The sequence below is a fragment of the Streptomyces sp. OZ13 genome (genome assembly GCF_052068155.1).
Taxonomy (GTDB): Bacteria; Actinomycetota; Actinomycetes; order Streptomycetales; family Streptomycetaceae; genus Streptomyces.
The window spans coordinates 182,317-207,682 of record NZ_JBQHCZ010000011.1 but is presented as its reverse complement, the minus strand read 5'-3'; the positions used below and the strand labels follow the sequence as shown (position 1 = coordinate 207,682).

Here is a 25,366-nt window from a genome sequence, read left to right as displayed (position 1 = left end):
GCGGCGAGGCGGGCTGCGGCGGCCGGGCCGAGCTGAGCGACCGAACACAAGGGATCGAAGTCGCGATCGTTTTTGCTCGTTTGTTCATTTGCTATTGACTCTGTTCGAAGCTGGCCGAAAGATGTGCAGCAACTCGCCGCCCCCTCGGGGCTGTCCGGCGGGTCAGGGCCGGACGAGCCCCCAGGCCTCCCGTAGGAGCAGCGCTCATGCACACCACTTCCCGTACGTCCTCCATAGCCCTCGCGGCAGCCGTCGTGTCCCTCGCGGTCCTCGCCACGGCGTGCGGGGGCAACGGCGGCGGGGACCAGGCGGACGCCGGCACCGGCACCGCCGGAAAGCCCGTCGAGATCACCTACTGGTCCTGGATGCCCGGCACCAAGGACATGGCCGCGGCGTTCAACAAGAGCCACCCCGGCATCAAGGTCACCTTCGCGGAGATCCCCGCGGGGCTGAACGGCGGCTACGACAAGATCTCCAAGGCGGTGAAGGCGGGCAACGCGCCCGACGTCGTCAACGTCGAGTACCAGGCCGTCCCGGACCTCGTCACGCAGGGCCTGCTCCGCGACTCCTCCGCCGAGCTCGGCGACTCCGTCGAGAGCTACGCCCCCGAGGCCGTCCGCGACCTGGTCGAACTCGGCGGCAGGACCTGGGCCTCTCCCTACGACGTGGGCCCCCAGACGCTCTACTACCGGACCGACCTGTTCGAGCAGTACGGCATCGAGGTCCCCACGACGTGGGACGAGTTCAAGGCGGCAGCCGAGAAGGTGAAGACCGCCTCCAAGGGCGAGGCCCGCCTCCTCGACTTCTGGGGCGACGACACCGCCACCTGGGCCGGCCTCGCCCAGCAGGCGGGGGCCCGGTGGTACGGCTCCAGTGGCGACGCCTGGAAGGTGGACATCACCGACCCGGCCACCAAGAAGGTCGCCGACTACTGGAAGGACCTGGTCAAGCAGGACCTCGTGCTCAACCACAAGGCGTGGAGCCCCGAGGCGACCAAGGCCGTCACCGACAGCAGGGCGATCGCCCTGATCGGCGCGTCCTGGAGCGCCGGATCGATCAAGACGACGTACCCGAAGCAGCAGGGCAAGTGGGCCGAGGCCCCGCTCCCCCACTGGGGCGAGCCGGTGACCGGCGCCGTCGGCGGTTCCGCCTTCGCCATCACCAAGGACAGCAAGAAGGCCGCCGCCGCGGCGGAGTTCATCAAGTGGGCGACCACCGACGAGGAGGCGGTCAAGGCCCGTCTCGCCGCCGGGACGTCCAGCGCCCTGCCCGCCGCGGAGAAGCTGCGCGCCACAGCGAAATCGACGTTCGACGCCTCCTTCTTCGGCGGCCAGGACATCTACGCGGTCGCGGGCGAGCAGGTGCCGGCCATCGCCGCGGGCTGGAGCTGGAGCCCCGTGCACAACTCCACGACCATGACCATGCAGGCCGAGTTCGGCAAGGCGCAGAAGAGCGGCGAGTTCTGGGCCGCGTTCCGGGCCGGACAGGCGGCGGCGGAGAAGGCGATCACGGACCGGGGCCTGAAGCTCGCGAAGTAGTCCCCGCGTCGGGCCGGGCTCTCCCGCCCGGCCCGACGAGCCGATCGTCCCAAGGAGTTACCGCCGATGACACCCCGGCCCGGCATCGGGCGGCGCAGCACACCGGTGCTCTTCATCGCCCCCTTCTTCCTCCTCTTCCTCGCCACCCTCGTCGCCCCCGTCGGCTACGCGGTGTGGATGAGCCTCTTCCGTGAACAGGCCACCTCGGGCCTGGGGTTCGGCGGCACGCAGACCCTCTTCGTCGGCGTCGACAACTATCTGCGCGCCTTCGGCGACCCCGGTTTCCGCCGCGGCTTCCTGCATGTGGCCCTGTACTGCCTGATCTACATCCCGGTCATGGTGGGCGGCGCGCTCGTCCTCGCCCTGCTGGTGGACTCGGCGATGGCCCGGGCGAAGAAGTTCTTCCAGCTCGCCTACTTCCTGCCGCACGCCGTACCCGGCCTGATCGCGGCGATCATCTGGGGCTTCCTCTACACGCCAGGACTCAGCCCGGTCATCGACCTCCTCTCCTCCTTGGGGGCCGACTGGGACTTCCTGGGGCCGGACGCGGTGATCTTCTCGCTCGTCAACGCCGCCGCGTGGCAGTGGATCGGCTACAACATGGTGATCTTCTACGCGGCCCTTCAGGCGGTGCCGAGGGAGACCCTGGAAGCGGCCACCGTGGACGGCGCGGGCGAGCTGCGGACCGGCTGGTCCGTGAAGCTCCCGATGATCCGGTCCTCCGTGGTGCTCACCATGCTGTTCACCGCCGTCGGCGCGATCCAGCTCTTCAACGAGCCGGAGGTGCTGCGCACCCGGGCGTCCTCGATATCCCAGGACTGGAGCCCGGTGATGTTCATCTACCAGGCCGCCTTCACCGAACACGACTACGGCCTCGCCGCCGCCGCCTCACTGATGCTGGCGCTGCTCGGCGCCGCGCTCTCGTTCGTCATCACACGGCTCGGCAACCGCTGGAAGGAGGCGTGAGCATGTCCGCCCCGAGCACCTCCCCGGCCGCCTCGACCAGCACCTGGGCGTCGCGCACCGTCGTCAACACGCTGCTCGCCCTCGTCGCCCTGTACACCCTCATGCCGCTCAGCTGGCTGCTGGTCAACGCCACCAAGAACAACGGCGACCTGTTCGGCCGGCCGGGTTTCCGGCTCGCCGAGTTCAACCTCTTCTCCAACGTCGCCGATCTCTTCGCGTACCAGGACGGGATCTTCGGCCGCTGGCTCGCGAACAGCATGCTGTACTCGGTCGCCGGCGCTCTCGCCTCGACCCTGATCTCGGTCCTCGCGGGCTATGCCTTCGACAAGTACGCCTTCCGGGGCAAGGAGAAGCTGTACGGCCTGGTGCTGCTGGGCATCCTCGTCCCGCACACGGTGATCTCGCTGCCCATGTACCTGATGGCCTCGGAGATCGGCCTGGTGAACACCTACTGGGCCGTGCTCGTCCCCGGCCTGGTCAATCCGTTCGGCGTGTATCTCGCGAGGGTCTTCGCGGAGAGTTACGTCCCCGGCGAGACCCTGGAGGCCGCCCGGATCGACGGCGCGGGAGAGCTGCGCACGTTCCGCTCCGTGGCACTGCCGATGCTGTCGCCCGCGTTCATGACGATCTTCCTCTTCTCGTTCACCGGCAGCTGGAACAACTTCTTCCTGCCGCTGGTCATGCTGAACGACTCCGCGCTCTATCCGGTGGGCCTCGGCCTGTTCAACTGGAACGCCACCCTCGCGCAGGAGCCGCAGTTCTACGCGTTCGTCATCACCGGCTCGCTGCTGTCCATCGTGCCGCTCGCCGCCGCCTTCGTCGCGCTCCAGCGCTACTGGCGCTCCGGCCTGACCGCGGGAGCCGTCAAGTGACGTCCGAGCACCACCCGTACCGCCGTCCCCGTACCGTCCTCGCGATGGACCTGCCGGTCCACCGGGCCCTGTTCGACGACGCGGCACTCGCCCGGCTTCTCGCCGTCGCGGACACCGACCCGTCGTGCGTGGTAGACGACTTCGCCGACCCGGCGGTCGCGGGCCGGCTCGCGGAGGCGGAGGCCCTCTTCACCGGCTGGGGCTGCCCGCCGCTGACCGCCGGGGCACTCGAGCGGATGCCACGGCTCCGTACGGTCGTGCACGCGGCCGGGTCCGTGAAGCACCACATCACCGACGCCTGCTGGCAGCGGGGCATCACGGTCGCCTCCGCGGCGCAGGCCAACGCCCTGCCGGTCGCCGAGTACACGGTCGCCGCGGTCCTCTTCGCCGGGAAGCGGGTGCTGCACACGGCGCGCGTGTACCGGGAACAGCGCCGCTGGGTGAGCCCCATCGACGTCATCGGCTCCGACGGCAACTACGGCCGTACGGTCGGGGTGGTCGGCGCTTCCCGGATCGGGCGGCGGGTGGTCGAACTGCTGCGTCCGTACGACCTGCGGATCCTGCTGCACGACCCGTACCTCCCGGCTGAGGAGGCGCAGCGGCTCGGCGCCCTCCCGGTGGATCTGGACACCCTCGCCCGCCGCAGCGACGTGGTGACCCTGCACGCCCCGGAGCTGCCGGAGACCCGCCACCTGTTCGACCGTGCCCGGCTCGCGGCGCTGCCGGACGGGGCCACGGTCGTGAACACGGCGCGGGGCTCGCTCGTGGACACCGCCGCCCTGACCGACGAGCTGGTCTCCGGCCGGCTGAACGCCGTCCTCGACGTGACGGACCCGGAGGTCCTGCCGGCCGACTCCCCGCTGTACGACCTGCCGAACGTGCTGCTCACGCCCCATGTGGCCGGCTCACTCGGCAACGAGCTGGGCCGTATGACGCACGCGGCGCTGGACGAGCTGGAGCGGTACGGGCGCGGTCTGCCGTTCGCCGATCCGGTCCACCCGGAAGCACTTGCCCGGTCCGCGTGACCGGCGGGGCGGCCCGCACGACGGCCGGCCGGCAGTTCCTCCGGGGAACGCCGGCCGGCCGTCCCGGCAAGGGTCGGGCGCTCAGTCGGGGCGGGCGAAGAGCCGGCCCAGCTTGTCGCCCCAGGCACGCCGGTCCGCCAGCCGCAGTCCCTCCCACACGGTCACCTGGTTCGCGGTGAGCACCGGCTTGCCCAGCGCCTCCTCCAGGTCGGCCAGGTGGGCGACGGTGTGCAGGGCCGTGTCGGGCATCAGCACCACGTCCGCGTTGGGATGGTCGGCCGAACGGGCGAGGTCGAGGACCTGCTCACGGTCCCAGGTGCCGACCTCCTCGGCCGTCAGGATGCCGGCGTCCCGGCCCGAGACGACCACGGCGCCGGACTTCTCGAGAAACGCCGCGAAGTACTCGGTGACGTCCGCCGGATAGGTGGCGGCGATCGCGACCCGCGGCGTACCCAGGTGCCGCACGGCGTTCACGAAGCCGAACGAGGTGCTGGACGCGGGCATCCCCGCCGCCTTGGCGAGCTCGCGGACCTGCTCGTGGGCGCCTTCCCACCCGAGGACGAAGCTTCCGCTGGTGCACGCCCACACCACCGACTCGGCCCCCTCCAGCCGCAGCGCCTCCACACCGGCGGCGAGCCGCTCCGGCGAGCCCATCTTCAGCAGCGCGTCGACGCGGTGCGCGTCCTCTCCGATGTCGGTGTGGATGATGGGCAGCCTGATGTCGCTGTCCAGCAGGACCTCGAGCCGTGGGTAGTCGTCCTCCGCGGAGTGTCCCGGGTAGAGAAGTCCGACCGTCGTCATGTCCAGCCTTCCTGTTCTTCGGGCTCCGGCTGCCCGTCCGGCAGCGTCCCTGCGAGTGCCTCCGGCTCCATGAGAAGTGCCTGGTAGGGGCCGACGGCCCGGGAGCCGATGGCACGCAGCGCGGCCCACATCGTCACCTGGTTGGCGGACAGCACCGGCATCCTCAGTTCGGCCTCCAGCTGCGGGATCGTGTCGTACGTCGCCAGGTTGGTGCAGCTGATGAACAGCGCGTCGGCCGCACCGACCACCGCCGTTCTCGCCATGTCGACCACCGCCCGGTACGGCACCTTCCAGATGTGGCGGGTCAGGCCCAGAAAGGCGCAGCCCGTCACCGTCACTCCAGCTTCTCCCAGATAGGCCTCCAGTGAGCGGGTGACCGATTCCGTATAGGGCGTGACCAGGGCTATCCGACAGGCGCCGAGCTCCTCCAGCGCTTGGAGCAGCGCCCCGGAGGTGGTGAGGGAGGGCACCTCGCCCGCCGCGTTCATCACCTCGCACATGGCGCGTTCCCCGGCGAGGCCCCCCACAAAACTGCCCGAGGCGCAGGCGTACGCGATGACCTCGGGCTCGGACGCGCCGAGCGCCCGTACGGCCTCACGCAGCGTCTCGTGCTCGCTCACCAGACGGGCCAGGTCGAGGGAGACCCCCACGGGCACGAAAGGGGTGCGCGTCAGACGCAGCGAGACGTCGTCGGGGACCCAGCGCCACAGCTCACGGTCGAGCGCGAAGTCGAACGGGGCGACCACACCCACGCCGTGCTGCGGCTGCGGTCCACCCAGAAAGGAGACATCCATCGCAGGCCCCCTTGGTGTCTTGTTGACGACGGTAGGTTCGGGTGCGAGCGTGGTCAATCCGTACATGTCAGACGTGAGGAAGCGGTTTCCGCCCGATGTCCGAACCGAAACTTCTCGTACTGGCCGCCGACCCGTTGCCGCGGCTCGGCCGGCTGACCGGAAAGGTCCGTGTGGCCTACGCGGACGAGGAGACTCTCGCTGACCAACTGCCTTCCGCGGACGCATTGTTGGTGTGGGACTTCACCTCCGACGCGGTCCGCCGGGCCTGGCCGGGCGAGGGCCCGAGACCGCGCTGGGTGCACACCCCGAGCGCCGGAGTGGACCGGCTGCTCTGCCCGGAACTGGCCGAATCCGACACCGTCGTGACCAACGCCCGCGGAATCTTCGAGGCGCCCATCGCCGAATACGTGGCCGCCCTGGTCCTGGCGATGGCCAAGGACCTGCCCGGCACCCTCGACCTCCAGCGGCAGCGGCGCTGGCGCCACCGCGAGGGCCTGTCGGTGGCCGGGACACGGGCGGCGGTGGTCGGGGCGGGACCCATCGGCCGGGCCATCTCCCGCACGCTCAGGGCGCTCGGGATCCGCACCGCCGTCGTCGGCCGGACGCCTCGCGACGGCATCCACGGCGTCCGCGACCTCGATCCGCTGCTGGCCCGGGCGGACTGGGTGGTGTGCGCGGCGCCCCTCACCGACGACACCCGGGGCATGTTCGACGCCCGGCGCTTCGACCTGATGCAGCCCTCCGCGCGCTTCGTGAACGTCGGACGCGGACCGCTGGTGGTCGAGAGCGACCTCGTCGCCGCGCTCGACAAGCGGTGGATCGCCGGAGCCGCCCTCGACGTCTTCGAGCAGGAGCCGCTCCTGCCCGACAGTCCGCTGTGGGACACGCCGGGCCTGATCGTCTCGCCGCACATGAGCGGAGACACGGTCGGCTGGCGCGACCGGCTCGGGGAACAGTTCGTCGACATGTACGAGCTGTGGTCCGCCGGAAAGCCCCTTCCGAACGTGGTGGACAAGAAACGTGGGTACGTCCCCATGCATGACGACTCGCCTGACTGACCTCACCGCACGTCGACTGCTGGCCGGCTACCGAAAGGGCGACTTCTCCCCCGTCGAGGCGACCCGCGCGGCACTGGAACGGATCGAAGAGACGGAACCACGGGTCAACGCCTTCGTCCGGGTCGACGCGGAGGAGGCCATGGCCCAGGCGGAGGCGTCAGCCCGGCGATGGCACCGCGGTGAGCCGGAAGGGCTGCTGGACGGGGTGCCCGTCACGGTGAAGGACATCCTCCTGCAGCGCGGCGGCCCCACACTGCGCGGCTCATGGACCATCGGCGGCGACGGCCCCTGGGACGAGGACGCGCCGTCGGTCGCCAGGCTGCGCGCCCACAGCGCGGTGTTCCTCGGCAAGACGACGACCCCCGAGTTCGGCTGGAAGGGCGTCACCGATTCTCCCCGGCACGGGGTGACCCGCAACCCCGCGGACCCGTCGCGCACCGCGGGCGGCTCCAGCGGCGGGAGCGCGGCGGCCGTGGCACTGGGCGCGGGCGCGCTGTCGCTCGGGACGGACGGCGGCGGCTCGGTCCGTATCCCGGCCTCCTTCTGCGGCGTCTTCGGGCTCAAACCGACGTACGGGCGGGTGCCGATGTATCCGTCGAGCCCCTTCGGGACGCTGGCCCACGTCGGGCCGCTGACACGGGACGCGGCGGACGCGGCGCTGATGCTCGACGTGATCACCGGCGAGGACTGGCGGGACTGGTCCCACCTGGGCCCCTCCTCCTCGGTGGCCGCGGGCCTCGCCGAGGGCGTCAAGGGCCTGCGGATCGCGTACTCACCGTCGTTCGGCGGCCAGGTCGCGGTACGGCCCGCCGTCGCGGCGGCGGTACGGCGGGCCGTGGGCGCGCTGGCGGAGGCCGGCGCGTACGTGGAGGAGACCGACCCCGACTTCACCGACCCCGTCGAGGCTTTCCACACCCTGTGGTTCAGCGGCGCGGCCCGGTTGGTGCAGCACCTGGGCACGAAGCAGCGCGAATTGCTCGACCCCGGCCTCCGGGAGATCGTCGCGGCCGGGGCGGAGTACAGCGCGCTCGACTATCTGGCGGCGGTCGACAAACGGATGGCGCTGGGCCGGCGGATGGGCCGCTTCCACACGTCGTACGACCTGCTGGTCACGCCGACGCTGCCGATCACGGCGTTCGAGGCGGGCGCGGAGGTCCCCGCGGGCTCACCGCACCACCGCTGGACGGGGTGGACCCCGTTCACCTACCCCTTCAACCTGACGCAGCAGCCCGCGGCGTCGGTGCCGTGCGGCACGGACGACGCGGGCCTACCGATCGGCGTCCAACTGGTCGGACCACGGCACGCGGACGCGGTGGTGCTGCGCGCGGCGCACACGCTGTACGAGTCGGGCGTACCGGGACTGTGACCGCTACGCCCGCCGGAAGGACAGCGTCTCCCCCGCCGCCCCCGTCCGCCACAGGTCCTGGCACGCGTCGGCCATCACGTCGAGCCCATCCACGACCTCGCCCCAGACGATGCCCGGCACCCACCCGGTGTCCCCGTTCAGCAGCAGGTTGTTGCGCTCGTAGAACAGCGCGAGGTCCACGACCGTCGCCCGCCCGCGGTGCGCGGCGGTGGCCCCGTAGCCGTAGGAGTCCGTGCCCAACTGCACGTCCGTGAAGGTGAAATAGCACAGATCACCCGGGATGGGGGTGACCGTCGGGTTCTCCAGCGGTGGCTCCTGCGCGGCGAAGGCCGGCAGCAGCGCATAGATCTCATTGCGCGCATATTTCGCGTGGTAGACATCTCCGGCGAGCGGCAGCGCCTCCCACACCGCCGCGCAGGTCAGCGGGGCTTTGTCGAAGAGCAGGCGGGCGGTGCACTCCACGCCTCGCTTGCTCAAGGCAACGGTCAGGTATCGGTCGGCCATTACGTACGCATACCCGACGAGCGCCCGGGTAGCCGCGCGCCCATGGCTCGTACAAGACAACCAGGATCGATGAGCAGACGCGCCCTGTTGCTCGGCACGGCGGCCGCCGGCGCGCTGACCGTCGCCGGTGCGGCGGGGTGCAGTCGTGTGCCTTCAGGCGACGCGCTGGCCCGGCTGAAGTCCCAGGGCACCGTGCGCCTCGGCATCGCGGGCGAGGTGCCGTACGGCTATGTCGATGAACAGGGCGAGTTCACGGGCGAGGCCCCTGAGCTGGCCCGGGTCATCTTCCAGCGGCTCGGGATAGACAGTGTCCAGCCGGTCGCGACCGACTTCGCCTCCCTCATACCCGGGCTGAACTCGCAGCAGTTCGATGTGGTCTCCGCGGGGATGTACATCAACAAGGAGCGGTGCGCGCAGGTCATCTTCGCCGACCCCGAGTACCAGATGCTCGACTCGTTCATCGTGCGCAAGGGCAACCCGAAGAACCTGCGCACCTACGAGGACGTGGTGAGGACAAAGGCGAAATTCTCCACCGGAACGGGCTACGCCGAGATCGCCTACGCGGTCGCCGCGGGCATTCCGGAGAAGGACATCGTCATCCTCCAGGACCAGGTGGCCGGGCTGAACGCCGTCGAGTCCGGACGTGTGGACGTCTTCGCGGGCACGGCACTGACCGCCCGCGAGGTGGTGAAGAAGAGCTCCAAGGCGGAGGCGACCGAGCCGTTCGCGGCCGTCATCGACGGCGAGAAGCAGATCGACGGCGGCGGGTTCGCGTTCCGGCCGACGGACACCGAACTGCGTGACGCCTTCAACGTCGAGATCCACAAGATGAAGAAGAGCGGCGAGCTCTTCCGCATCCTGAAGCCGTTCGGCTTCACGAAGAACGAGATGACCACGCTCACTGCCGAGGAGCTGTGCCGATGACAGCCGGACTCTGGCAGAACTGGGTGCTGCCCGGTATCTGGATCACCGTTCAACTGCTGGTCTACAGCGCGGCGCTGGCGGCCGTCGTCGCCTTCGCCGTCGGCACGGCACGCACCCACCGCTCACGGACCGTCCGCTTCCTGGCGGGCTTCTACACCGAGATCTTCCGGGGCACCTCCGCGCTGGTGCTGATGTTCTGGCTGTTCTTCGTGGTGCCCCCGCTGATGGGCCGGCAGCTCGTCCCCATGTGGGCCGCCGTGTTGGCACTCGGCCTGTCGTACGGCGCGTACGGCGCCGAGATCGTGCGGGGCGCCCTGAACTCGGTGGCCGTCGCGCAGCGCGAGGCGGGCATCGCGCTGAGCTTCACGCCGTGGCAGCGGCTGCGGCTGATCCTGCTGCCGCAGGCGGTGCCGGAGATGATGCCGTCGTTCTGCAACCTGCTGATCGAGCTGCTCAAGGGCACGGCCCTGGTGTCGCTGCTGGGTGTGGGCGACGTCTCCTTCGCCGCCTACCTGGTGCGGCTGGCCACCCAGGAGAGTGCGCAGATCTACACGATCAGCCTGGTCATCTACTTCGTGCTCGCCTTCGCCCTGACGCGTTCCATGAAGGCGCTGGAGCGCAGGACCAAACGGAACATCGGCATCGAGTCGCCGCCCGGTCTGCTCGGCGGCCTGTTCGCCAAGGGCCCGGGCAGTGAGCGCGCCGAGGACAAGCTCGCCGGTACCGCGGTGGCGGGGGGTGCTTCGAAGTGACCTGGGACTGGTCCGCGATCGCGGACTTCATGCCGCGCTTCTGGGACGGCGTGCTGATCACGCTGCAGGTCCTGGTGCTCGGCTCGTTGATCTCTTTCACCCTCGGCCTCGTCTGGGCGATCGCGTTCAGGGCGCCGACGCGTTTCGTCCGGTGGCCGGTGAACCTCGTCACCGAGTTCATCCGCACCACCCCGCTGCTGGTGCAGCTGTTCTTCCTCTACTTCGTGCTGCCGGAGTGGGGCGTGCAGTTCTCCGCCCTGACCACGGGCACGATCGCGATCGGGCTGCACTACTCGACGTACACCGCGCAGGTCTACCGCGCCGGCATCGAAGCCGTGCCGCCCGGGCAGTGGGAGGCGGCGACGGCACTGAGCCTGCCCGCCCACCGCACCTGGATCGCGGTCGTCCTGCCGCAGGCCGTGCGCCGGATCACGCCTGCGCTCGGCAACTACGTCATCGCGATGCTCAAGGACACTCCGCTGCTCGCCGCCATCGGCGTGCTGGAGCTGCTCCAGCAGTCGCGGCTGGAGAGCGCGTCGACGTTCCAGTACACCGAGCCGCTGACCCTGATCGGCATCGCCTTCGTCCTCATCGCCTATCCGGCTTCACTTCTCGTACGAGCCCTGGAGCGCCGCCTTGTCCGCTGACCTCACCGGCACCACGCCCGACACCCTGATCCGGTTCGACAACGTCACCAAGAGATTCGGCGACAACACGGTTCTCGACGACCTCTGCTTCTCGGTCCGACCGGGCAAGCACGTCACGCTGATCGGTCCGTCCGGCTCGGGCAAGACCACGATCCTGCGGCTGCTGATGACTCTGGAGAGGCCCGACGAGGGCACGATCCAGGTGAACGGCAACCGGCTCTACCCGGCCCCCGAGAAGGAGCGCCGCGAGGCGCGCAAGAAGATCGGCATGGTCTTCCAGCAGTTCAACCTGTTCCCCAACATGACCGTGCTGCGGAACCTGACGGAGGCCCCGGTCCGGGTTCTGGGTCTCTCCAGGGACGAGGCCGAGGTGCGCGCCAAGGAGCTCCTCGACCTGGTGGGGCTGGCCGACCGCTGCGACGCGAAGCCGACGCAGCTCTCCGGCGGCCAGCAGCAGCGGGTGGCGATCGCCCGGGCGCTGGCCATGCGGCCGCAGGTTCTGCTGCTCGACGAGGTCACCTCGGCGCTCGACCCCGAGCTGGTCGCCGGCGTGCTGGACCTGCTGCGCGACATCGCGCGCACCACGGACATCACGATGCTCTGTGTGACCCATGAGATGAATTTCGCCCGTGACATCTCCGACGACGTGCTCATGTTCGACGCCGGCAAGGTGATCGAGTCCGGTCCGCCGGAAAAAATCTTCTCGGATCCGGAGCACGAACGTACTCGCGAATTCCTCGGTGCGGTGCTCTGACCTCTTACTCCGTCGGTCAGGAATGCCTCTGACATATGCCATGGTGATGCGCCCCAGCGTGTGACGCGGGGCGCCTCATCATTTACGCCAACAGACGCCCAATGAACGGGTCTTGGCCGCTATCGTGGTAGGGAAGCTTGCGGTAACAACCTGCTAGGGGGAAACCGTGGCGCTGAAGCCCGAGCCGACCGCGCCGTTCCACTCGGTGCAATACGTCTTGCGCGTCCTGGAGACGATCTCCAAGCACAGTGGCGGAGTCACCGACGTCCAGATCGCACGGGAGACCGGCCTGCCGACCGGCCACCTCGCCCCGCTGCTGGCCATGCTCCGCCGCGAGGCGTATGTGGAGCAGGTCGCCGACGGCGCCTATGTGATCGGTGAATCGCTGGTCCTGCTGGGCTCCGGCGCCACCCGCAAGGAGGCGCTGGCGGCCAAGCTCCAGGACACCCTGACCGAGCTGCGCGACTCGGTCGGAGCCGCCGTCTACATCAGCCGTTACATCGACGGCGAGGTCAAGATCACCCAGTTCGCCGACGGCCCGGGCACGCCCAAGGTGAACGAATGGGTGGACTTCCGCTCCGCCGCCCACGCCAGCGCGGTCGGCAAGTGCCTGCTGACCCAGCTCGACGTGAACGGTCGCCGCGACCATCTCTCCCGGCACAAGATCGCCCGCCTCACGTCGCGCACGATCACCAGCGAGCGGCTGCTCTTCTCCAAGCTGGACAGCCAGCCGCCGACGGTCCCCGTCCTGGACCTCCAGGAATACGCGGTGGGCACCGTCTGCGCCGCCGTACCGCTGACGGCCGGCTCCTCCGTGGGCTGTCTGGCGCTCTCCCTCCCGGTCGAGCACGCGCACCGGCTGCGCTCGGCCGCCGACACCCTGAACCGCCGGGCGGCCCCGGTGGTGCTCTCGCTCGCGATCTAGAGCCGTCCGCGGCGCCGCCTCGTACCTGGTCCGGAGCACCCCTTCGGACCAGGTACTATTAATGAGTCAGCCGCGGAGCGGCAGACGAAAGAGGCGCCGCTAGCTCAGTTGGTTAGAGCAGCTGACTCTTAATCAGCGGGTCCGGGGTTCGAGTCCCTGGCGGCGCACAACCAAACCCTGTGGGGCATTCCGGTGATCCGGGATGCCCCACAGGGTTTTCCGTGCGAGGTGCGCCTCGGCCGTTCCGCGCCGGCTTCTTGCGTCGATGTGGCCCTCCTCACAGCTCGTACGGATAGAGGGCCACCTTCTCCCGCTCCGCGTGGATGTCGATCCATGTCCCGAGGGCCCCGTCCGGCAGCGGGCCGGCCAGGTCCAGGAGGATCAAGGTCCCCGCCAGGTCCAGGACGGCGGCGGCACGGGCGACCTCGTCGAGCCGGCCGCGCAGCAGCAGACCGTCCGACAGCGGGCCGATCCGGTAGGACTGCTCGGGGGCGGGATGCGTGTTGGCCAGCCAGGCCACGTCCTCGTCGACCGTCCACTCGGCGTCGTACCGGCCGGGCAGCGCGGCGGGGTCACCGCACCAGCGGGCGACGACCGGTCCGATGGGGGTGCGTGCGTGAGCGAGGCACAGTCCGCCGGGGAGCTGTTCGGTTTTCTCCAGATCGATCAGCATGGCTGTGGGCGGCCCTCCGGACGGCGGAGGAGGGATCGATTCACGGTCATCCGATGATCCTGCCAGGTGCACCCGCTTTCCATGACCATCACGGGGCACAACGGGCACACGACCGCGGCGACCCCCGGCGGAAGGGGTCGCCGCGGTGTGACCGGCCTGCGGTCAGAACTGCACGTCGGAGCAGGCGTAGAAGGCGTTCGCCGTGTCGTGCACCGTCCACACCGCCAGGATCAGATGGCGGCCCGACCGCTGGGGAAGGTTGCCGGAGTGGGACAGGGTGGCCGGCGGCTGCTGACCGCCGTAGGGGATGGTCAGGAAGGGCTGCGACTCCAACGCGGCCCTGGTCAGCGGCTGGCTCGGGTTCCAGCCGGCCTTGGTGATGAAGTACTTGAAGTCGGTGGTGCGGTGCCTGGCGGTGAACTGCCAGCGGAAGGTGTAGTTCTGGCCCGAACTGACCTTGGTGGTGGGCCACGCCCCGCCGCGCGGGTTGTCCAGTTCGGCGAACTGGCCGTTGCCGCCCGCACAGATCTTGCCGTCGGCCGGACCCGCGGCCGGGAAGCCCTTCGGGCCCTCGACGCTCTGCGGCTCCCACTGGATCTGGCCGCAGTTGCTCACCGTCTTGTTGGCGCAGAGCTTCTGCCGGCTGATCGGTGAGTCGGTGTAGCCGTGGCTGCTCGCGCTGCCGGTGGCGAGCAGAGTCGCACCCGTCACGACGAGGCCGACCGCGGCCGCGCCTATCTTCTTTCGCATGCTTGGCTCCTGATAGAACGTGGGGGAGTTCCGAGGCACTTGCTGCACGCGTGCGGTATCGCTTGTTCCGGTCTAGACCAAGTTCCAATGTATTGACGCCCGTTGGAGTTGTCCAGACCAATCACGGGGCCTCGACGGCACCCGCCCGACCCGTGTAGAAGGCAACGGTCAGATCCTTGACCAGTGCCTTGCGCTCGTAGTCGTCCAGATCGACCAGTCCACGCGCCGTCAGCCGGCCCACCGTCTCCTCGACCGCGTCCACCACCGAAGTCAGCACGGTGTTCCGGTGCTTGGCGTCGATGGCCGCGACGCGGCGGCGCTGCATCGCCGCCGCCACCTCCGGCGCGTAGTCGATGGCCACCGGCTGCGCGGAGAAGACCTCGATCCCCACCGCCGCACACTGTGCCACCAGCATCTTCGTCAGCCTGTCCCCGACCGCCTCCGCGTTGCGCAGCGTCGGCACCGCCGGGAGGAAGGCGTCGGCGGGCAGTTGCGAGAAGACCCGTGCGGTGGCCGCCTCCACCTGTTCCCGCAGATACGCCTCGTGGTCGGCGACGCCGAGCGCGGCGCGCGCCGTGTCCTTGACCCGCCACACCACCAGCACCACCACACGCAGCGGCGTTCCCTCGGCATCGACGACGGCCATCGGCTCGCTGCGCCAGTGCCGCAGCCGTACGTCGATCCGCCGGCGCAGCACCAGCGGGCTGACCCACACCAGCCCGGTACGCCGCACGCTGCCGCGGTAGTCGCCGCAGAGCGTGAGCACCCACGCCCGGCCGACCTCGCCCCGCCCGAGTCCGCCGAGCGAGAACAGCGCAAGGATCACCCCGAGCGTGAGCAGGCACCACAACCAGATCCCGATGCCCCCGTACGGCGGCGGGGTCAGCCCGAACGGCGTCGCGAGCGCGTCCGGCACCGCACCCGTCCCCCAGATCACCGCACCGATCCCGGCCAGCGAGCAGCCGCCCGCGACGAGCGCCGTCCACCCCGGCAGTACGGGTCCGGGGCGCTCGGCGAGCTGCGGATCGACGGACGGCGCGGGCCGGGCCGCGGCGGCGGACTTCCGCGATCCTGGCTGCTGCGGTCCGGGCTTCTGCCGTTCCGGCTTCCGGGGTCGGGACCCGTCCTGGCCCGGCCGGCGCGGATCGGGCCCGTCCGGGTGCTCGTGGGGGCCGCGCTCGGTCGGATCGGCCTGGTCCGTATCGGCCTTCCGGGCGTCCGTCTTCCGCAGATCCGTCTTCCGCAGATCCGTCTTCTGCAGGTCGAGGGTGCCCGGCTCGGTGTCGGGCCGGGCGCCCTCGGGCGTGGCGGGCGGCTCGTGCCCTACCCTCGGCTGCTCGCCCGTGCCCTGCCGCCGGGAGACGACGGTGGGCCGCAGCGGGGCCGCGTCGTCCCTGAACAGCAGGTGGACGGGGATCTCGGTCGTGGTCTCGCTCGCGATGACGAAGTTGCGCCGCGGGCTCTCGGACGGCACGGTGCCCTCCGGCTCCGACGTCGTGGTGTTCATGCCTGCCGCCTTAGCTGGTCGCTGTTGTGTCGTCGGGTGTGCTCGTGTCCGGTGCCGTGGGACCGGGTCCTAGGAGAAGAGACGCCTCCAGGTCTCCGGCCCCGGATAGCCGTCCGCCTCCTTGCCCCGCCAGCCCTGGGCGCGCTGGAACGCCTGGACGTTGCGGCGGTCCGCCTCGCGCCAGCGCGGGTCCGGTCCGGACGTGTAGTGCTTGCCGTAACCGCGCTCGACCAGGCGCTTGCCGAGTTGGGTGACGTACGCGCTGGAGCGGCCGGGCCGGAAGTGGGCGCGCCCGGGGAAGGCCGGCTTGCCGGCGTTCGGACCGTTCGTCGCCGGCTTCGCCGCGGGGATGTGCTTGCCCTGCTTGTTCACCAGCAGCCGCCAGGTGTGCGGCCCCGGATAGCCGTCCGCCTCCTTGCCGCGCCAGCCCTGGGCGCGCTGGAACGCCTGGGTCGCCCGCCGGTCGGCCTCCGTCCAGCGCGGATCGGGCCCCTCGCGGTAGAACCGCTTGCCGCCGCGCGCCACGAGCATCTCGCCGAGGCGCGTGACGGACGCGTTGTCCGTGCCGGGTCCGACGCGGGAGACGCCCGGGAAGGGAACGGCGTCCCGCTGCCCCCCGCCGGCGCCGGTGCCGAGGCCCTTGTAGCGGTAGGCGACGTAGGAGGCGGAGTTGTTCCAGTAGGCCATCGGCGTGGCCTGTTTGCGGGTGTGCGGCTTGGTCTGCTCGTACGCCGTGTAGTAGCTGTGCGTGTAGTCGGTCCAGCCGCCGAAGATCGTGACGTGCGAGCCGCCCGACGGGTCGGCGGGATTGTGGAAGAGCAGGATGTCCCCGGCCTGGAGATCGTCGCGCATGATCCGGTCGCCGAACTGGGCGAGGCTTCCGGTCCACTCGTTCTTCGCCAGGTTCCAGGCCATCGACACATAGCCGGAGCAGTCCTGGCGATACCCGTCGGACCAGTACTTCGACATGCTGTACGGCACCTTGGCGTCGACCCATTTCTTGGCGCGGTTGATGATCTCCGCGCGGGTGCTGGCGCGCAGCGGCGCCTTCGTGGTGGCGGGCCGGCCGGCGGGGCCGTGCAGCGGCGCGGTGCCGCCCTGCTCGGTGGGCGGCCCCGGGTCCACGGTCCGCTCCCCGGATCGCACGGCGGCGGGCGAGGCGTTCTTCGCCGTCGCCCCCGTTCCCGTGGCTCCCAGGACGACCCCGGCGGCGGTGACCACGACCAGCGCCCTGCGGCGGCCCTGTGCCGAGAGGTGTTCCCCGGCGGCGAGCGTGCGGCGGCGGTGCGCGCAGCCCGCGCAGTCGCAGTCCGCGGCGGGCTCGAACTCCTCGAAGACCGGTACGGCAGCCATGTCTGTCCCCTCCGCACTCAGCAAGATCTTCTGACGATGCTTCACGGGCGCCAGTGTCCCAGCGGCCTGGACATAATGCATTTTGACGGATCAAAGGTTAAAAACGATGATTCGACAGGCCGTGGCGCGCCCTCGCGACGCCGGTGTCGGCACGGAGCACCCTCGGAGTTCCGGTAGAGTTCTCCAGGTCAGCAGGCGCCGCTAGCTCAGTTGGTTAGAGCAGCTGACTCTTAATCAGCGGGTCCGGGGTTCGAGTCCCTGGCGGCGCACGCGCGACCGAGGCCCCCTCGCCACAGGCGAGGGGGCCTCGGTCGTACCGCCGACGCCCTCATGGCCGTGCGTACGATCATTTCCGGCCAATGCCTACCGGTCGGAAACCTCCGGCCCGAGAGGGTGTCAAATCGCGCATACGATCGGTTAACGGCCCGTTTCACCCTTGCGATCATGACGGGGCTCCGAGAACCTATGGTGGAGCCGGTCACCCCAATTGGACGCCCGGTTTGGGCAGTTGGGTGCGGTTTCGGGGGCCGCTTCCGGTGCGCGGAGCAAGGGGCGGGGGCCCCGTCACGGTCGGAACACGAGGCGGGCATCATGCAACCGAAGGGTGACCGTTTCATGTCTGTAGGGACGGTGGCCAGCCACCACTCACACGCCCGGGACAGCAGGTACAGGGGATCCTGCGGCCCCAGGTGACACGACCGACCACAGCACGCGCCGACCCCGCGTGCGGGGGGATGATCAATGACGTCGATGCCGGACGGCACCGGGCAGCCGGAAGACTCTTCGCGGACCACACAGTTGCGGGTGCCCGCGCACCTGCGTGCCGCCACCGCGCGGCTGCGCCCCAGGAAGGCGCTGCCGCGCTACGACTACGAGCACTACAGCCGGCTGGCGGGCCCCCTCACGCAGCCCGACCCGAACCGGCCGTACAAGGTCCGGTACCGCTCCCTCCTCTCGCAGGAGCCCCACCGGATACGTGCCGCGCTGCTGCTCGGCGCGGCGCCGCTGCTGTCGCTGGGCCTGTTCGCCTGGCTGATGCAGCCGCAGCACTGGACCGACCGCGACCCGAACCTCAAGAACGACCTGCTGCTCGTCCTCGACATCGTCATGCTCGTGTCGATCGGTCTGATCGAGCTGTTCCGGACGATGAACGTGCTGTCCAACGCCCACGCGACGCTGGTGGCACGCGACCCGGTGCCGGTGGTGCCGGAGTCCGGCACCCGCGTCGCCTTCCTCACCTCCTTCGTGCCGGGCAAGGAGCCCCTGGAGATGGTGACGAAGACCCTGGAGGCGGCGGTGAAGATCCGGCACCGGGGTCCGATGCACGTCTGGCTCCTCGACGAGGGCGACGACCCGGCCGTCAAGGAGGTCTGCGCCCGTCTCGGTGTCCACCACTTCTCCCGCAAGGGCGTCGCCAGGTGGAACCAGGAGAAGGGCGCGCACCGGGCGAAGACCAAGCACGGCAATTACAACGCCTGGCTCGAGGCGCACGGCGGCGACTACGACTTCTTCGCCTCCGTCGACACCGACCACGTCCCGTTGCCCAACTACCTGGAGCGGATGCTCGGCTACTTCCGCGACCCGGACGTCGGCTTCGTCATCGGCCCGCAGGTCTACGGCAACTACGACACCTTCGTCACCAAGGCCGCCGAGTCGCAGCAGTTCCTCTTCCACGCCCTGATCCAGCGGGCGGGCAACCGCTACGGCGCACCGATGTTCGTCGGCACGTCCAACGCCGTGCGCATCAGGGCCATCAAGCAGATCGGCGGCCTGTACGACTCGATCACCGAGGACATGGCCACCGGCTTCGAGATGCACCGCGCCACGAACCCGGCCACCGGCAACAAGTGGCGCTCGGTCTATACGCCCGACGTCTTGGCCGTCGGCGAGGGCCCCACGGCCTGGACCGACTTCTTCACCCAGCAGCTGCGCTGGTCCCGCGGCACGTACGAGACGATCCTCAAGCAGTACTGGAAGGGCTTCGGCACCCTGCCGCCCGGCAAGCTCTTCAACTACACGATGATGATCATCTTTTATCCGATGTCGGCCCTCAACTGGATCCTCGCGGCGCTGAGCTGCGCGCTGTTCCTGGGCATGGGCGCCTCCGGCGTGCAGATCGACCCGGCCATCTGGATGATGCTCTACGGCAACGCCTCCGCCCTCCAGATCGGCCTGTACATCTGGAACCGCCGGCACAACGTGTCGCCGCACGAGCCGGAGGGCTCCGGCGGTCTCGCCGGAATGGTGATGTCGGCGCTCTCCGCGCCCATCTACGCCCGTTCGCTGATGGACGCCGTGCTGCGGCGCAAGAGCTCGTTCGTGGTGACCCCCAAGGGCGACTCGTCCAGCCCCGACACCCTGTTCGGCACGTTCCGCATCCACCTGTTCTTCATCGCCGTCTTCGGGGGCTCGCTCGCCTCGTCGTTCTGGTTCGGGCACAACCATCCGGCGATGATCACCTGGGCGTCGCTGGCGCTGCTGATCACGGCCGCGCCCATCTTCGCCTGGCGGCACGGCATCGCCGCGGAGAAGAAGAAGCGCAGGAGAGGGCGCACGGGAGACGGGCCCCCGGACGGGCCGGGCTCCGGCGGACCTCATGTGCCGCAGCAACGGCCCCGCTTCGCGGACCCCCGACCAGGTCCCGGAGCGGCCACGGACCAGACCATGCAGATCGCCCTTGGGGGACGTAAGAAATGAGCACGATGCCCGCGCGGCCGAACCACCGCAAGAACCGCGCCCGCCGAATAGCCATCGGCGCGGCGGTGATCGTGGTGGTCGCCGGGTTCAACGGGCCCGCCATCTGGCGCTTCGGCTCGGAGCAGTACCACGACTACGAGATCAACAAGCCGGAGTACAAGGCGGCGAACGGACACTGGGACTTCCTCGACGTCCCCTCCGAGTTCAGGATCAACAGCATCCACGCCGCGCTGCTGCACACCGGCAAGGTGCTGCTCATCGCCGGCTCCGGCAACAACCAGAAGAACTTCGACGCCAAGAAGTTCGAGTCGGTGCTGTGGGACCCGGAGACGAACAAGTTCAAGAAGATCCCCACCCCCAAGGACATGTTCTGCGCCGGGCACACCCAGCTGCCCGACGGCAAGCTGCTGGTCGCGGGCGGCACCAAGCGGTACGAGAAGCTCAAGGGCGACGTCACCAAGGCCGGCGGCCTGATGATCGTCCACAACGAGGACCCGGACGCGCCCAAGACCCTGCCCGCGGGCACCAAGTTCACCGGGAAGAAGAACGGCAGGACGTTCGTCTCCAAGGACCCGGTCCTGGTGGAGAAGGCGAAGAAGATCTTCGACCCGAAGACCGGCCGCTTCCTGCGCACCGAGGCGGGCCTCGGCCGCATCTACGTCGAGGCCGAGCAGTCGGGCAAGCAGTACGAGACCGGCACCGAGGACAACTACCGTGTGCAGGGCCTCAAGGGATCCGACGCACGCAACGTCTACGGCATCGCCCAGAAACTCGCCCTCGACAAGAAGGACTTCCAGGGCATCAAGGAGGCCTTCGAGTTCGACCCGGTCGCGGAGAAGTACGTCCCCGTCGACCCCATGAACGAGGCCCGCTGGTATCCCACGCTGACCACCCTCGAGGACGGCAAGGTCCTCTCGCTCTCCGGCCTCGACGAGATCGGGCAGATCGTGCCCGGCAAGGACGAGATCTACGACCCGAAGACGAAGACCTGGGAGTACACCGGGGTCATCAGGAAGTTCCCCACCTACCCGGCGATCTTCCTGATGGACAACGGCAAGCTGTTCTACTCCGGCTCCAACGCCGGTTACGGGCCCGCCGAGGTGGGCCGCGACCCGGGCGTCTGGGACCTGGACACCAACAAGTTCACCAAGATCCCCGGCCTGTCCGACCCCGACCGGATGGAGACCTCCGCGACGGTCATGCTGCCGCCCGCCCAGGACCAGAAGTTCATGGTCATCGGCGGCGGCGGAGTCGGCGAGTCGGAGAAGTCGAGCGAGAAGTCCCGGCTGGTCGACCTCAAGGCCGACAATCCCCGCTTCAAGGACGGACCCTCGCTGGACAGGGGCACCCGCTACCCGAGCGCCTCGCTGCTGCCCGACGACTCCGTACTCGTCACCGGCGGCTCGGAGGACTACCGGGGGCGCGGCGGATCCGATGTGCTCCAGGCCCGCACGTACGACCCGAAGACGGGGACGTACAAGCGCGTCGCCGACCCGGCCGTGGGCCGCAACTACCACTCCGGTTCCGTGCTGCTGCCCGACGGGCGGGTCATGATCTTCGGCTCGGACTCCCTCTTCTCCGACAAGGCCAACACCCGGCCGGGTGTCTTCGAGCAGCGCATCGAGATCTACACCCCGCCCTACCTCTACCGGGACAGCAGGCCCGAGGTGACCGGCGGGCCGAAGACGATCGAACGCGGCGAGAAGGGCACCTTCAAGGTCAAGAGCGGGAAGGCGCTGAAGACGGCGAAGCTGATGCGTCCCAGCGCGGTCACCCACGTCACCGACGTCGACCAGCGCTCGATCGCGCTGGAGATGAAGAAGACCGCTGACGGCGTGGAGATCACCGTGCCCAGGAACAGGGCACTCGTGCCGTCCGGTTACTACATGTTCTTCGTGACGGACGAGGCCGGCACACCGTCCGAGGCGGTGTGGGTCGAGGTCCCGTAACGGCCCCTGAACGCGGGAGGGCCCGGCAGCGCGTCCCCGGCTGCCGGGCCCTCCCGTATCTCTACTTGGTGTTCCGGGCCAGATCGAGCGCGTACTCGGGCCACCAGTCGCCCGCCTTGGGGCCGCCCTTGCAGTCGCCGTCGGACTCGCCGGGCCGCTTGACCCACAGATAGGCGTCGACGAGGGGGTCGCCGGTCTTGGTGGTCGGCGGCTCACCCAGCGCACGGCCGGGCGGGTTGCACCAGTTCTCCGCCGGATCGCCCTCCGTGTAGGGGCCGTTGCCGTTACGGCTGGTGTCGATGACGAAGTGCTTCCCGCCGAACTTCTCCGAGAGCTTCTTGCCGAACTGCTTGCTGGCGTCGGTCGGGTAGAAGTTGGAGACGTTCACCGCGAAACCGTCGGCCTGCTCCACACCGGCCCGCTTCAGCGGCTCGTACAGCGCGTCCGGGTTGGACCAGCCCGCGTTGCCGGCGTCCAGGTACACCTTCGCCCCCGGCTGCCGCTTCAGCCTTTCCACGGCTCCCTTGAGCAGGTCGTACCGCTCTTCGTGGAACTCCTGCGGGGTGCAGCTGTCCACCAGGTGCAGCACCGCGTCCGGCTCGAGGATCACCGTGGCCCGCCGGTCGCCGATGCCCTTGGCGACGCTGTCGACCCATGCCCGGTAGGCGTTCCCGTCGGCGGCGCCGCCCTTGGAGAACTGGCCGCAGTCGCGGTGCGGGATGTTGTAGAGGACGAGCACGGCGTCCCGGTCGGCCTTCGCGGCCGCCTCTGTGATGCCCTCGGCCTCCGCCGCCGGATCGTCCGGGCCGATCCATTCGCCGGCCGGCTGCGCCGCGATCTTCCTGATCAGTTCGGCGTTCTCCGTCTCGCCGTTCTCGCGGTAGGCGGCGACCTGCCGGGCCGCCTTGCCGTCCGGGTTGACCCAGAACGGGTCGTCGCCCTTGGGCTGCTGGCTGACGACCGGCCGGTCGTCCTTGCCGCCGTCGCCGTCGGAGGAACAGCCCGCCGTCAGCAGCACCGCTCCCGCGGCGGCCAGGCACGCGCCCGTCCGGGCACCCAGGCCGACCAAACTGCGGTACATCCACTCCCCCTTGGTGCACAGTGCGTACGGTCCGGTCCCGTGGGTCCCCCCGGACAGGACCGGTCGATCCATCCTGGCACACACGGGGCGGCGCTCCTCAGGTCCGCCCGCTCTCGTCGGCATACCGTGACGAGCGCCCGCCACGCGCCGGCGGCCGCGTGCCCGAGCGGTCTGTCAGGCCGCGGAGACGCCCGTCAGATACGCGTACACGACAACGTTCGCCGTGTAGGTGCCGGCCGCACGGTCGAAGGTGCCGCCGCAGGTGATGAGGCGCAGTTCGGCACGGCCCTCCTGGCGCGGGCCGTAGACCTTCTGCGGGTCGAACCGGTCGCGGGAGAAGACCTTGACGTCGTCGATGGTGAACTCCGCGACGGAACCGTCGGCCCGGGTCACCTCGATCCTCTCGCCCGGCCGGGCGGCGCTCAGCCCGTAGAACACGGCGGGCTTCGTCTCCGTGTCGACGTGCCCGACGAGCAGCGCGGCGCCGGGCTCCCCGGGCTCGGTGCCGTCGCCGTACCAGCCCACGGTCTGCGGAGTCTCCAACGGGGGCGGGTCGACCGCTCCGGCGGCGTCGAGGCCGCGCGGCACGACGGGCGCGGCGATGCCGACGGCGGGAACGGACACCCGCCGGGGTTCCGCGGCGTCGATCGGCCGGTGCGGGGCGGGCATCGGGATGCCGGGCGGGCGGCCCACCGCGGCGATGTCGCCGGTGGTCGGCGCGGAGCTGCCGAGGTGCGCGCCCGGGGCCTCGCTCCCCCACAGCCACAGTCCGAGGACCAGCACCGCCCAGGCCACTCCGGTGACGAGTCGGCCGTTGCCGGGGGTGGGGGACGAGGGCGCGGGACGGTCGGCGCCGGACATGACTAGTCGGCGCCCGTCCGCCGGCGGCGGCGGGCGCTGCGCAGGGCCACGGCGACGGCGGCCACACCCGCGAGGGCGAGGCCGACGACGGTCTGCGGGGTGCTGGGTCCGGCGTCCTCCGCGTCGACGGTCGAGACCGGGGCGGCGAGCACGGCGGCGCCGCCGCCACCCGCCCGTACGGGGGCGACGGGTGATTCGTGGGGCGGTGGCGCGCCGGGGGACGGGCGGTCCGGTGGTTCCTCGTACCCGGGGGTGTGCGACGGTCTCGGCTTCGACGGCTGCGACGGCCGCGCCGGGTGGGACGGCCGGTGCGGGTGGCGCTCGACCTGGACGCTGCCCGCGTCCCGGTGGTCGCGGAGGTCGCAGGTGACCCGCAGGGCGTAGGTGCCGGGCTCGGCGTCGGCTCTGACCTCCGCCCTGCCGGTCAGCCAGCCGTGCCCGCCCTTCGCCGACAGTTCGGCGTCGCCGACGAAGGCGTGGGACCGGGCGGCGCCGGATCTGTCCCGGCAGCCCACGACGCGGATCTCGACCTCGCCGCCGGGCCGGGTGGCGGCGGGGTTCACCGTGACCTTCACGGAGTTGCCGGCGAATGCGGCGGTCGCGGGCGCCATGACCAGCACGGCGACCACCCCTGCCACACGGAAAGCTATGGAACCAGTACGCATCGTGAACCTCCTGATACCGCCAGAGTCACGCGTCTGGGTCGTTTCCGCATCCGCAGGACCGGCCGCCGATCCCGGCCGACGCCGCTGACCTGCTCAGATACGGTCGACGAGGTCCGCGATCGAGTCGACGACCTTGGACGGCCGGAACGGGTAGCGGTCGACCAGAGCAGGCGTCGTGGAACCGGTGAGCACCAGGAAGGTCTCCATGCCGGCCTCGAGCCCGGCGAGCACGTCGGTGTCCATCCGGTCGCCGATCATCGCGCTGGTCTCGGAGTGCGCGCCGATGGCGTTCAGTCCGGTCCGCATCATCAGCGGGTTGGGCTTCCCCGCGAAGTACGGGTCCTTGCCGGTCGCCTTGGTGATCAGCGCGGCGACGGAGCCCGTCGCGGGGAGCGGCCCCTCCGCGGAGGGGCCGGTGTTGTCGGGGTTGGTGCAGATGAACCGGGCGCCGCCGTTGATCAGCCGGATCGCCTTGGTCAGCGACTCGAAGCTGTAGGTGCGGGTCTCGCCGAGCACCACGTAGTCGGGGTCGTGGTCGGTGAGGATGTAGCCGATGTCGTGGAGCGCCGTGGTCAGCCCGGCCTCGCCGATGACGTAGGCGGTGCCGCCCGGCCGCTGGTCGTCGAGGAACTGCGCGGTGGCCAGCGCCGACGTCCAGATGTTCTCCACCGGCACGTCGAGACCCATGCGGGCCAGGCGTGCGTGCAGGTCGCGGGCCGTGTAGATGGAGTTGTTGGTGAGGACCAGGAACGGCTTCCCGGTCTCCCGCAGCTTCTTGATGAAGGCGTCGGCGCCGGGAATCGGGACGCCCTCGTGGATGAGGACACCGTCCATGTCGGTGAGCCAGGATTCGATCGGCTTGCGCTCTGCCATCAGACGGACTCCTGCCGTACGGATCGTGCGT

General features: G+C 70.0%; 24 protein-coding genes and 2 tRNA genes. 15 read left to right on the top strand and 11 right to left on the bottom strand.

Going from position 1 to position 25,366, the window contains the following annotated elements; genetic code table 11:
* Nucleotides 1–206 precede the first annotated feature (206 nt).
* From ACTMTU_RS24190 to ACTMTU_RS24175, 4 genes are all read left to right on the top strand, one after another.
* Nucleotides 207–1,538: an ABC transporter substrate-binding protein gene (locus ACTMTU_RS24190; protein ID WP_441265575.1), complete on the top strand. Its 1,332-nt coding sequence runs from the start codon at nt 207–209 to the stop codon at nt 1,536–1,538.
* A gap of 66 nt (nt 1,539–1,604) precedes the next feature.
* Nucleotides 1,605–2,504, top strand: a complete 900-nt coding sequence (locus ACTMTU_RS24185) for a carbohydrate ABC transporter permease (RefSeq protein ID WP_441265574.1) — start codon at nt 1,605–1,607, stop codon at nt 2,502–2,504.
* Between the two features lie 2 nt (nt 2,505–2,506).
* Nucleotides 2,507–3,376, top strand: coding sequence for a carbohydrate ABC transporter permease (locus tag ACTMTU_RS24180; protein WP_441265573.1), 870 nt, complete (start codon nt 2,507–2,509; stop codon nt 3,374–3,376).
* Between the two features lie 44 nt (nt 3,377–3,420).
* The gene (locus ACTMTU_RS24175) at nt 3,421–4,401 is read left to right on the top strand and encodes a hydroxyacid dehydrogenase (RefSeq protein ID WP_441265608.1); all 981 of its coding nucleotides are present in this window, start codon (nt 3,421–3,423) and stop codon (nt 4,399–4,401) included.
* An 81-nt stretch (nt 4,402–4,482) separates the two neighbouring features.
* Here the strand turns inward: ACTMTU_RS24175 and ACTMTU_RS24170 are convergent, their stop codons facing one another.
* Together ACTMTU_RS24170 and ACTMTU_RS24165 are read right to left on the bottom strand one after the other, a co-directional pair.
* On the bottom strand, nt 4,483–5,202 hold the full coding sequence (locus ACTMTU_RS24170; protein ID WP_441265572.1) for a maleate cis-trans isomerase family protein: 720 nt from the start codon (nt 5,200–5,202) through the stop codon (nt 4,483–4,485).
* Nucleotides 5,199–5,996 carry a maleate cis-trans isomerase family protein gene (locus ACTMTU_RS24165; protein WP_441265571.1) on the bottom strand — a complete coding sequence of 266 codons (798 nt, stop codon included), beginning with the start codon at nt 5,994–5,996 and terminating at the stop codon, nt 5,199–5,201. The genes ACTMTU_RS24170 and ACTMTU_RS24165 overlap by 4 nt, the downstream gene beginning before the upstream one ends.
* 95 nt (nt 5,997–6,091) lie before the next feature.
* On the opposite strand from ACTMTU_RS24165, the gene ACTMTU_RS24160 reads away from it, so the two are divergent.
* Complete coding sequence (locus ACTMTU_RS24160) at nt 6,092–7,054, top strand: D-2-hydroxyacid dehydrogenase (protein WP_441265570.1); 963 nt, start codon at nt 6,092–6,094, stop codon at nt 7,052–7,054.
* On the top strand, nt 7,035–8,420 hold the full coding sequence (locus tag ACTMTU_RS24155) for an amidase (RefSeq protein ID WP_441265569.1): 1,386 nt from the start codon (nt 7,035–7,037) through the stop codon (nt 8,418–8,420). Before ACTMTU_RS24160 ends, ACTMTU_RS24155 begins: the two co-directional genes overlap by 20 nt.
* A gap of 3 nt (nt 8,421–8,423) precedes the next feature.
* Here the strand turns inward: ACTMTU_RS24155 and ACTMTU_RS24150 are convergent, their stop codons facing one another.
* Nucleotides 8,424–8,924 carry a DUF3830 family protein gene (locus tag ACTMTU_RS24150; RefSeq protein ID WP_441265568.1) on the bottom strand — a complete coding sequence of 167 codons (501 nt, stop codon included), beginning with the start codon at nt 8,922–8,924 and terminating at the stop codon, nt 8,424–8,426.
* Nucleotides 8,925–8,993: 69 nt separating this feature from the next.
* Here ACTMTU_RS24150 and ehuB point away from each other — a divergent pair, with 69 nt between their 5' ends.
* The 6 genes from ehuB to ACTMTU_RS24120 all read left to right on the top strand — a co-directional run bounded on the left by ehuB (nt 8,994) and on the right by ACTMTU_RS24120 (nt 13,093).
* Nucleotides 8,994–9,848 carry an ectoine/hydroxyectoine ABC transporter substrate-binding protein EhuB gene (gene ehuB / locus ACTMTU_RS24145; RefSeq protein ID WP_441265567.1) on the top strand — a complete coding sequence of 285 codons (855 nt, stop codon included), beginning with the start codon at nt 8,994–8,996 and terminating at the stop codon, nt 9,846–9,848.
* A complete protein-coding gene (gene ehuC, locus ACTMTU_RS24140) occupies nt 9,845–10,600 on the top strand; it encodes an ectoine/hydroxyectoine ABC transporter permease subunit EhuC (RefSeq protein ID WP_441265566.1) in 756 nt (251 codons plus the stop codon). Before ehuB ends, ehuC begins: the two co-directional genes overlap by 4 nt.
* Nucleotides 10,597–11,247 (top strand): ectoine/hydroxyectoine ABC transporter permease subunit EhuD, encoded by a 651-nt coding sequence (gene ehuD, locus ACTMTU_RS24135; protein ID WP_441265565.1) that lies wholly within the window; start codon nt 10,597–10,599, stop codon nt 11,245–11,247. The genes ehuC and ehuD overlap by 4 nt, the downstream gene beginning before the upstream one ends.
* A complete protein-coding gene (gene ehuA / locus ACTMTU_RS24130) occupies nt 11,237–12,001 on the top strand; it encodes an ectoine/hydroxyectoine ABC transporter ATP-binding protein EhuA (RefSeq protein WP_441265564.1) in 765 nt (254 codons plus the stop codon). The genes ehuD and ehuA overlap by 11 nt, the downstream gene beginning before the upstream one ends.
* A 166-nt stretch (nt 12,002–12,167) precedes the next feature.
* Nucleotides 12,168–12,926, top strand: a complete 759-nt coding sequence (locus ACTMTU_RS24125; protein ID WP_159691728.1) for an IclR family transcriptional regulator — start codon at nt 12,168–12,170, stop codon at nt 12,924–12,926.
* Nucleotides 12,927–13,019: 93 nt separating this feature from the next.
* A tRNA-Lys gene (locus ACTMTU_RS24120) sits at nt 13,020–13,093 on the top strand.
* A gap of 110 nt (nt 13,094–13,203) precedes the next feature.
* Here the strand turns inward: ACTMTU_RS24120 and ACTMTU_RS24115 are convergent.
* From ACTMTU_RS24115 to ACTMTU_RS24100, 4 genes are all read right to left on the bottom strand, one after another.
* On the bottom strand, nt 13,204–13,599 hold the full coding sequence (locus tag ACTMTU_RS24115; protein ID WP_441265563.1) for a hypothetical protein: 396 nt from the start codon (nt 13,597–13,599) through the stop codon (nt 13,204–13,206).
* A gap of 162 nt (nt 13,600–13,761) precedes the next feature.
* The gene (locus ACTMTU_RS24110) at nt 13,762–14,349 is read right to left on the bottom strand and encodes a lytic polysaccharide monooxygenase auxiliary activity family 9 protein (RefSeq protein ID WP_189467560.1); all 588 of its coding nucleotides are present in this window, start codon (nt 14,347–14,349) and stop codon (nt 13,762–13,764) included.
* A 121-nt stretch (nt 14,350–14,470) separates the two neighbouring features.
* Complete coding sequence (locus tag ACTMTU_RS24105; RefSeq protein WP_441265562.1) at nt 14,471–15,856, bottom strand: SPFH domain-containing protein; 1,386 nt, start codon at nt 15,854–15,856, stop codon at nt 14,471–14,473.
* A 69-nt stretch (nt 15,857–15,925) separates the two neighbouring features.
* Complete coding sequence (locus tag ACTMTU_RS24100) at nt 15,926–17,209, bottom strand: peptidoglycan-binding protein (protein ID WP_441265561.1); 1,284 nt, start codon at nt 17,207–17,209, stop codon at nt 15,926–15,928.
* A 195-nt stretch (nt 17,210–17,404) separates the two neighbouring features.
* Between ACTMTU_RS24100 and ACTMTU_RS24095 the strand changes: the two genes are divergently transcribed.
* The 3 genes from ACTMTU_RS24095 (at nt 17,405) to ACTMTU_RS24085 (ending at nt 21,855) form a co-directional block, all read left to right on the top strand.
* Nucleotides 17,405–17,478, top strand: a tRNA-Lys gene (locus ACTMTU_RS24095).
* Between the two features lie 472 nt (nt 17,479–17,950).
* Nucleotides 17,951–19,906 carry a glycosyltransferase family 2 protein gene (locus ACTMTU_RS24090; RefSeq protein ID WP_441265560.1) on the top strand — a complete coding sequence of 652 codons (1,956 nt, stop codon included), beginning with the start codon at nt 17,951–17,953 and terminating at the stop codon, nt 19,904–19,906.
* Nucleotides 19,903–21,855: a galactose oxidase-like domain-containing protein gene (locus tag ACTMTU_RS24085; protein WP_441265559.1), complete on the top strand. Its 1,953-nt coding sequence runs from the start codon at nt 19,903–19,905 to the stop codon at nt 21,853–21,855. Before ACTMTU_RS24090 ends, ACTMTU_RS24085 begins: the two co-directional genes overlap by 4 nt.
* 61 nt (nt 21,856–21,916) lie before the next feature.
* Here the strand turns inward: ACTMTU_RS24085 and ACTMTU_RS24080 are convergent, their stop codons facing one another.
* The 4 genes from ACTMTU_RS24080 to ACTMTU_RS24065 form a co-directional block, all read right to left on the bottom strand.
* On the bottom strand, nt 21,917–22,936 hold the full coding sequence (locus ACTMTU_RS24080; RefSeq protein WP_441265558.1) for a glycoside hydrolase family 6 protein: 1,020 nt from the start codon (nt 22,934–22,936) through the stop codon (nt 21,917–21,919).
* Between the two features lie 174 nt (nt 22,937–23,110).
* Nucleotides 23,111–23,797 carry a class F sortase gene (locus ACTMTU_RS24075; protein ID WP_441265557.1) on the bottom strand — a complete coding sequence of 229 codons (687 nt, stop codon included), beginning with the start codon at nt 23,795–23,797 and terminating at the stop codon, nt 23,111–23,113.
* 2 nt (nt 23,798–23,799) lie between these two features.
* On the bottom strand, nt 23,800–24,462 hold the full coding sequence (locus ACTMTU_RS24070) for a hypothetical protein (protein ID WP_441265556.1): 663 nt from the start codon (nt 24,460–24,462) through the stop codon (nt 23,800–23,802).
* Between the two features lie 93 nt (nt 24,463–24,555).
* On the bottom strand, nt 24,556–25,335 hold the full coding sequence (locus tag ACTMTU_RS24065) for an HAD-IIA family hydrolase (RefSeq protein WP_159691710.1): 780 nt from the start codon (nt 25,333–25,335) through the stop codon (nt 24,556–24,558).
* Nucleotides 25,336–25,366: the final 31 nt, after the last annotated feature.

What these genes read in the sequence shown, in the direction of transcription:
- ACTMTU_RS24190 (WP_441265575.1), top strand. Translation starts at nt 207, where the DNA reads ATGCACACCACTTCCCGTACGTCCTCCATAGCCCTCGCGGCAGCCGTC.
- ACTMTU_RS24185 (WP_441265574.1), top strand. Translation starts at nt 1,605, where the DNA reads ATGACACCCCGGCCCGGCATCGGGCGGCGCAGCACACCGGTGCTCTTC.
- ACTMTU_RS24180 (WP_441265573.1), top strand. Translation starts at nt 2,507, where the DNA reads ATGTCCGCCCCGAGCACCTCCCCGGCCGCCTCGACCAGCACCTGGGCG.
- ACTMTU_RS24175 (WP_441265608.1), top strand. Translation starts at nt 3,421, where the DNA reads ATGGACCTGCCGGTCCACCGGGCCCTGTTCGACGACGCGGCACTCGCC.
- ACTMTU_RS24170 (WP_441265572.1), bottom strand. Translation starts at nt 5,202, where the DNA reads ATGACGACGGTCGGACTTCTCTACCCGGGACACTCCGCGGAGGACGAC.
- ACTMTU_RS24165 (WP_441265571.1), bottom strand. Translation starts at nt 5,996, where the DNA reads ATGGATGTCTCCTTTCTGGGTGGACCGCAGCCGCAGCACGGCGTGGGT.
- ACTMTU_RS24160 (WP_441265570.1), top strand. Translation starts at nt 6,092, where the DNA reads ATGTCCGAACCGAAACTTCTCGTACTGGCCGCCGACCCGTTGCCGCGG.
- ACTMTU_RS24155 (WP_441265569.1), top strand. Translation starts at nt 7,035, where the DNA reads ATGACGACTCGCCTGACTGACCTCACCGCACGTCGACTGCTGGCCGGC.
- ACTMTU_RS24150 (WP_441265568.1), bottom strand. Translation starts at nt 8,924, where the DNA reads ATGGCCGACCGATACCTGACCGTTGCCTTGAGCAAGCGAGGCGTGGAG.
- ehuB (WP_441265567.1), top strand. Translation starts at nt 8,994, where the DNA reads ATGAGCAGACGCGCCCTGTTGCTCGGCACGGCGGCCGCCGGCGCGCTG.
- ehuC (WP_441265566.1), top strand. Translation starts at nt 9,845, where the DNA reads ATGACAGCCGGACTCTGGCAGAACTGGGTGCTGCCCGGTATCTGGATC.
- ACTMTU_RS24115 (WP_441265563.1), bottom strand. Translation starts at nt 13,599, where the DNA reads ATGCTGATCGATCTGGAGAAAACCGAACAGCTCCCCGGCGGACTGTGC.
- ACTMTU_RS24110 (WP_189467560.1), bottom strand. Translation starts at nt 14,349, where the DNA reads ATGCGAAAGAAGATAGGCGCGGCCGCGGTCGGCCTCGTCGTGACGGGT.
- ACTMTU_RS24105 (WP_441265562.1), bottom strand. Translation starts at nt 15,856, where the DNA reads ATGAACACCACGACGTCGGAGCCGGAGGGCACCGTGCCGTCCGAGAGC.
- ACTMTU_RS24100 (WP_441265561.1), bottom strand. Translation starts at nt 17,209, where the DNA reads ATGGCTGCCGTACCGGTCTTCGAGGAGTTCGAGCCCGCCGCGGACTGC.
- ACTMTU_RS24090 (WP_441265560.1), top strand. Translation starts at nt 17,951, where the DNA reads ATGACGTCGATGCCGGACGGCACCGGGCAGCCGGAAGACTCTTCGCGG.
- ACTMTU_RS24085 (WP_441265559.1), top strand. Translation starts at nt 19,903, where the DNA reads ATGAGCACGATGCCCGCGCGGCCGAACCACCGCAAGAACCGCGCCCGC.
- ACTMTU_RS24080 (WP_441265558.1), bottom strand. Translation starts at nt 22,936, where the DNA reads ATGTACCGCAGTTTGGTCGGCCTGGGTGCCCGGACGGGCGCGTGCCTG.
- ACTMTU_RS24075 (WP_441265557.1), bottom strand. Translation starts at nt 23,797, where the DNA reads ATGTCCGGCGCCGACCGTCCCGCGCCCTCGTCCCCCACCCCCGGCAAC.
- ACTMTU_RS24070 (WP_441265556.1), bottom strand. Translation starts at nt 24,462, where the DNA reads ATGCGTACTGGTTCCATAGCTTTCCGTGTGGCAGGGGTGGTCGCCGTG.
- ACTMTU_RS24065 (WP_159691710.1), bottom strand. Translation starts at nt 25,335, where the DNA reads ATGGCAGAGCGCAAGCCGATCGAATCCTGGCTCACCGACATGGACGGT.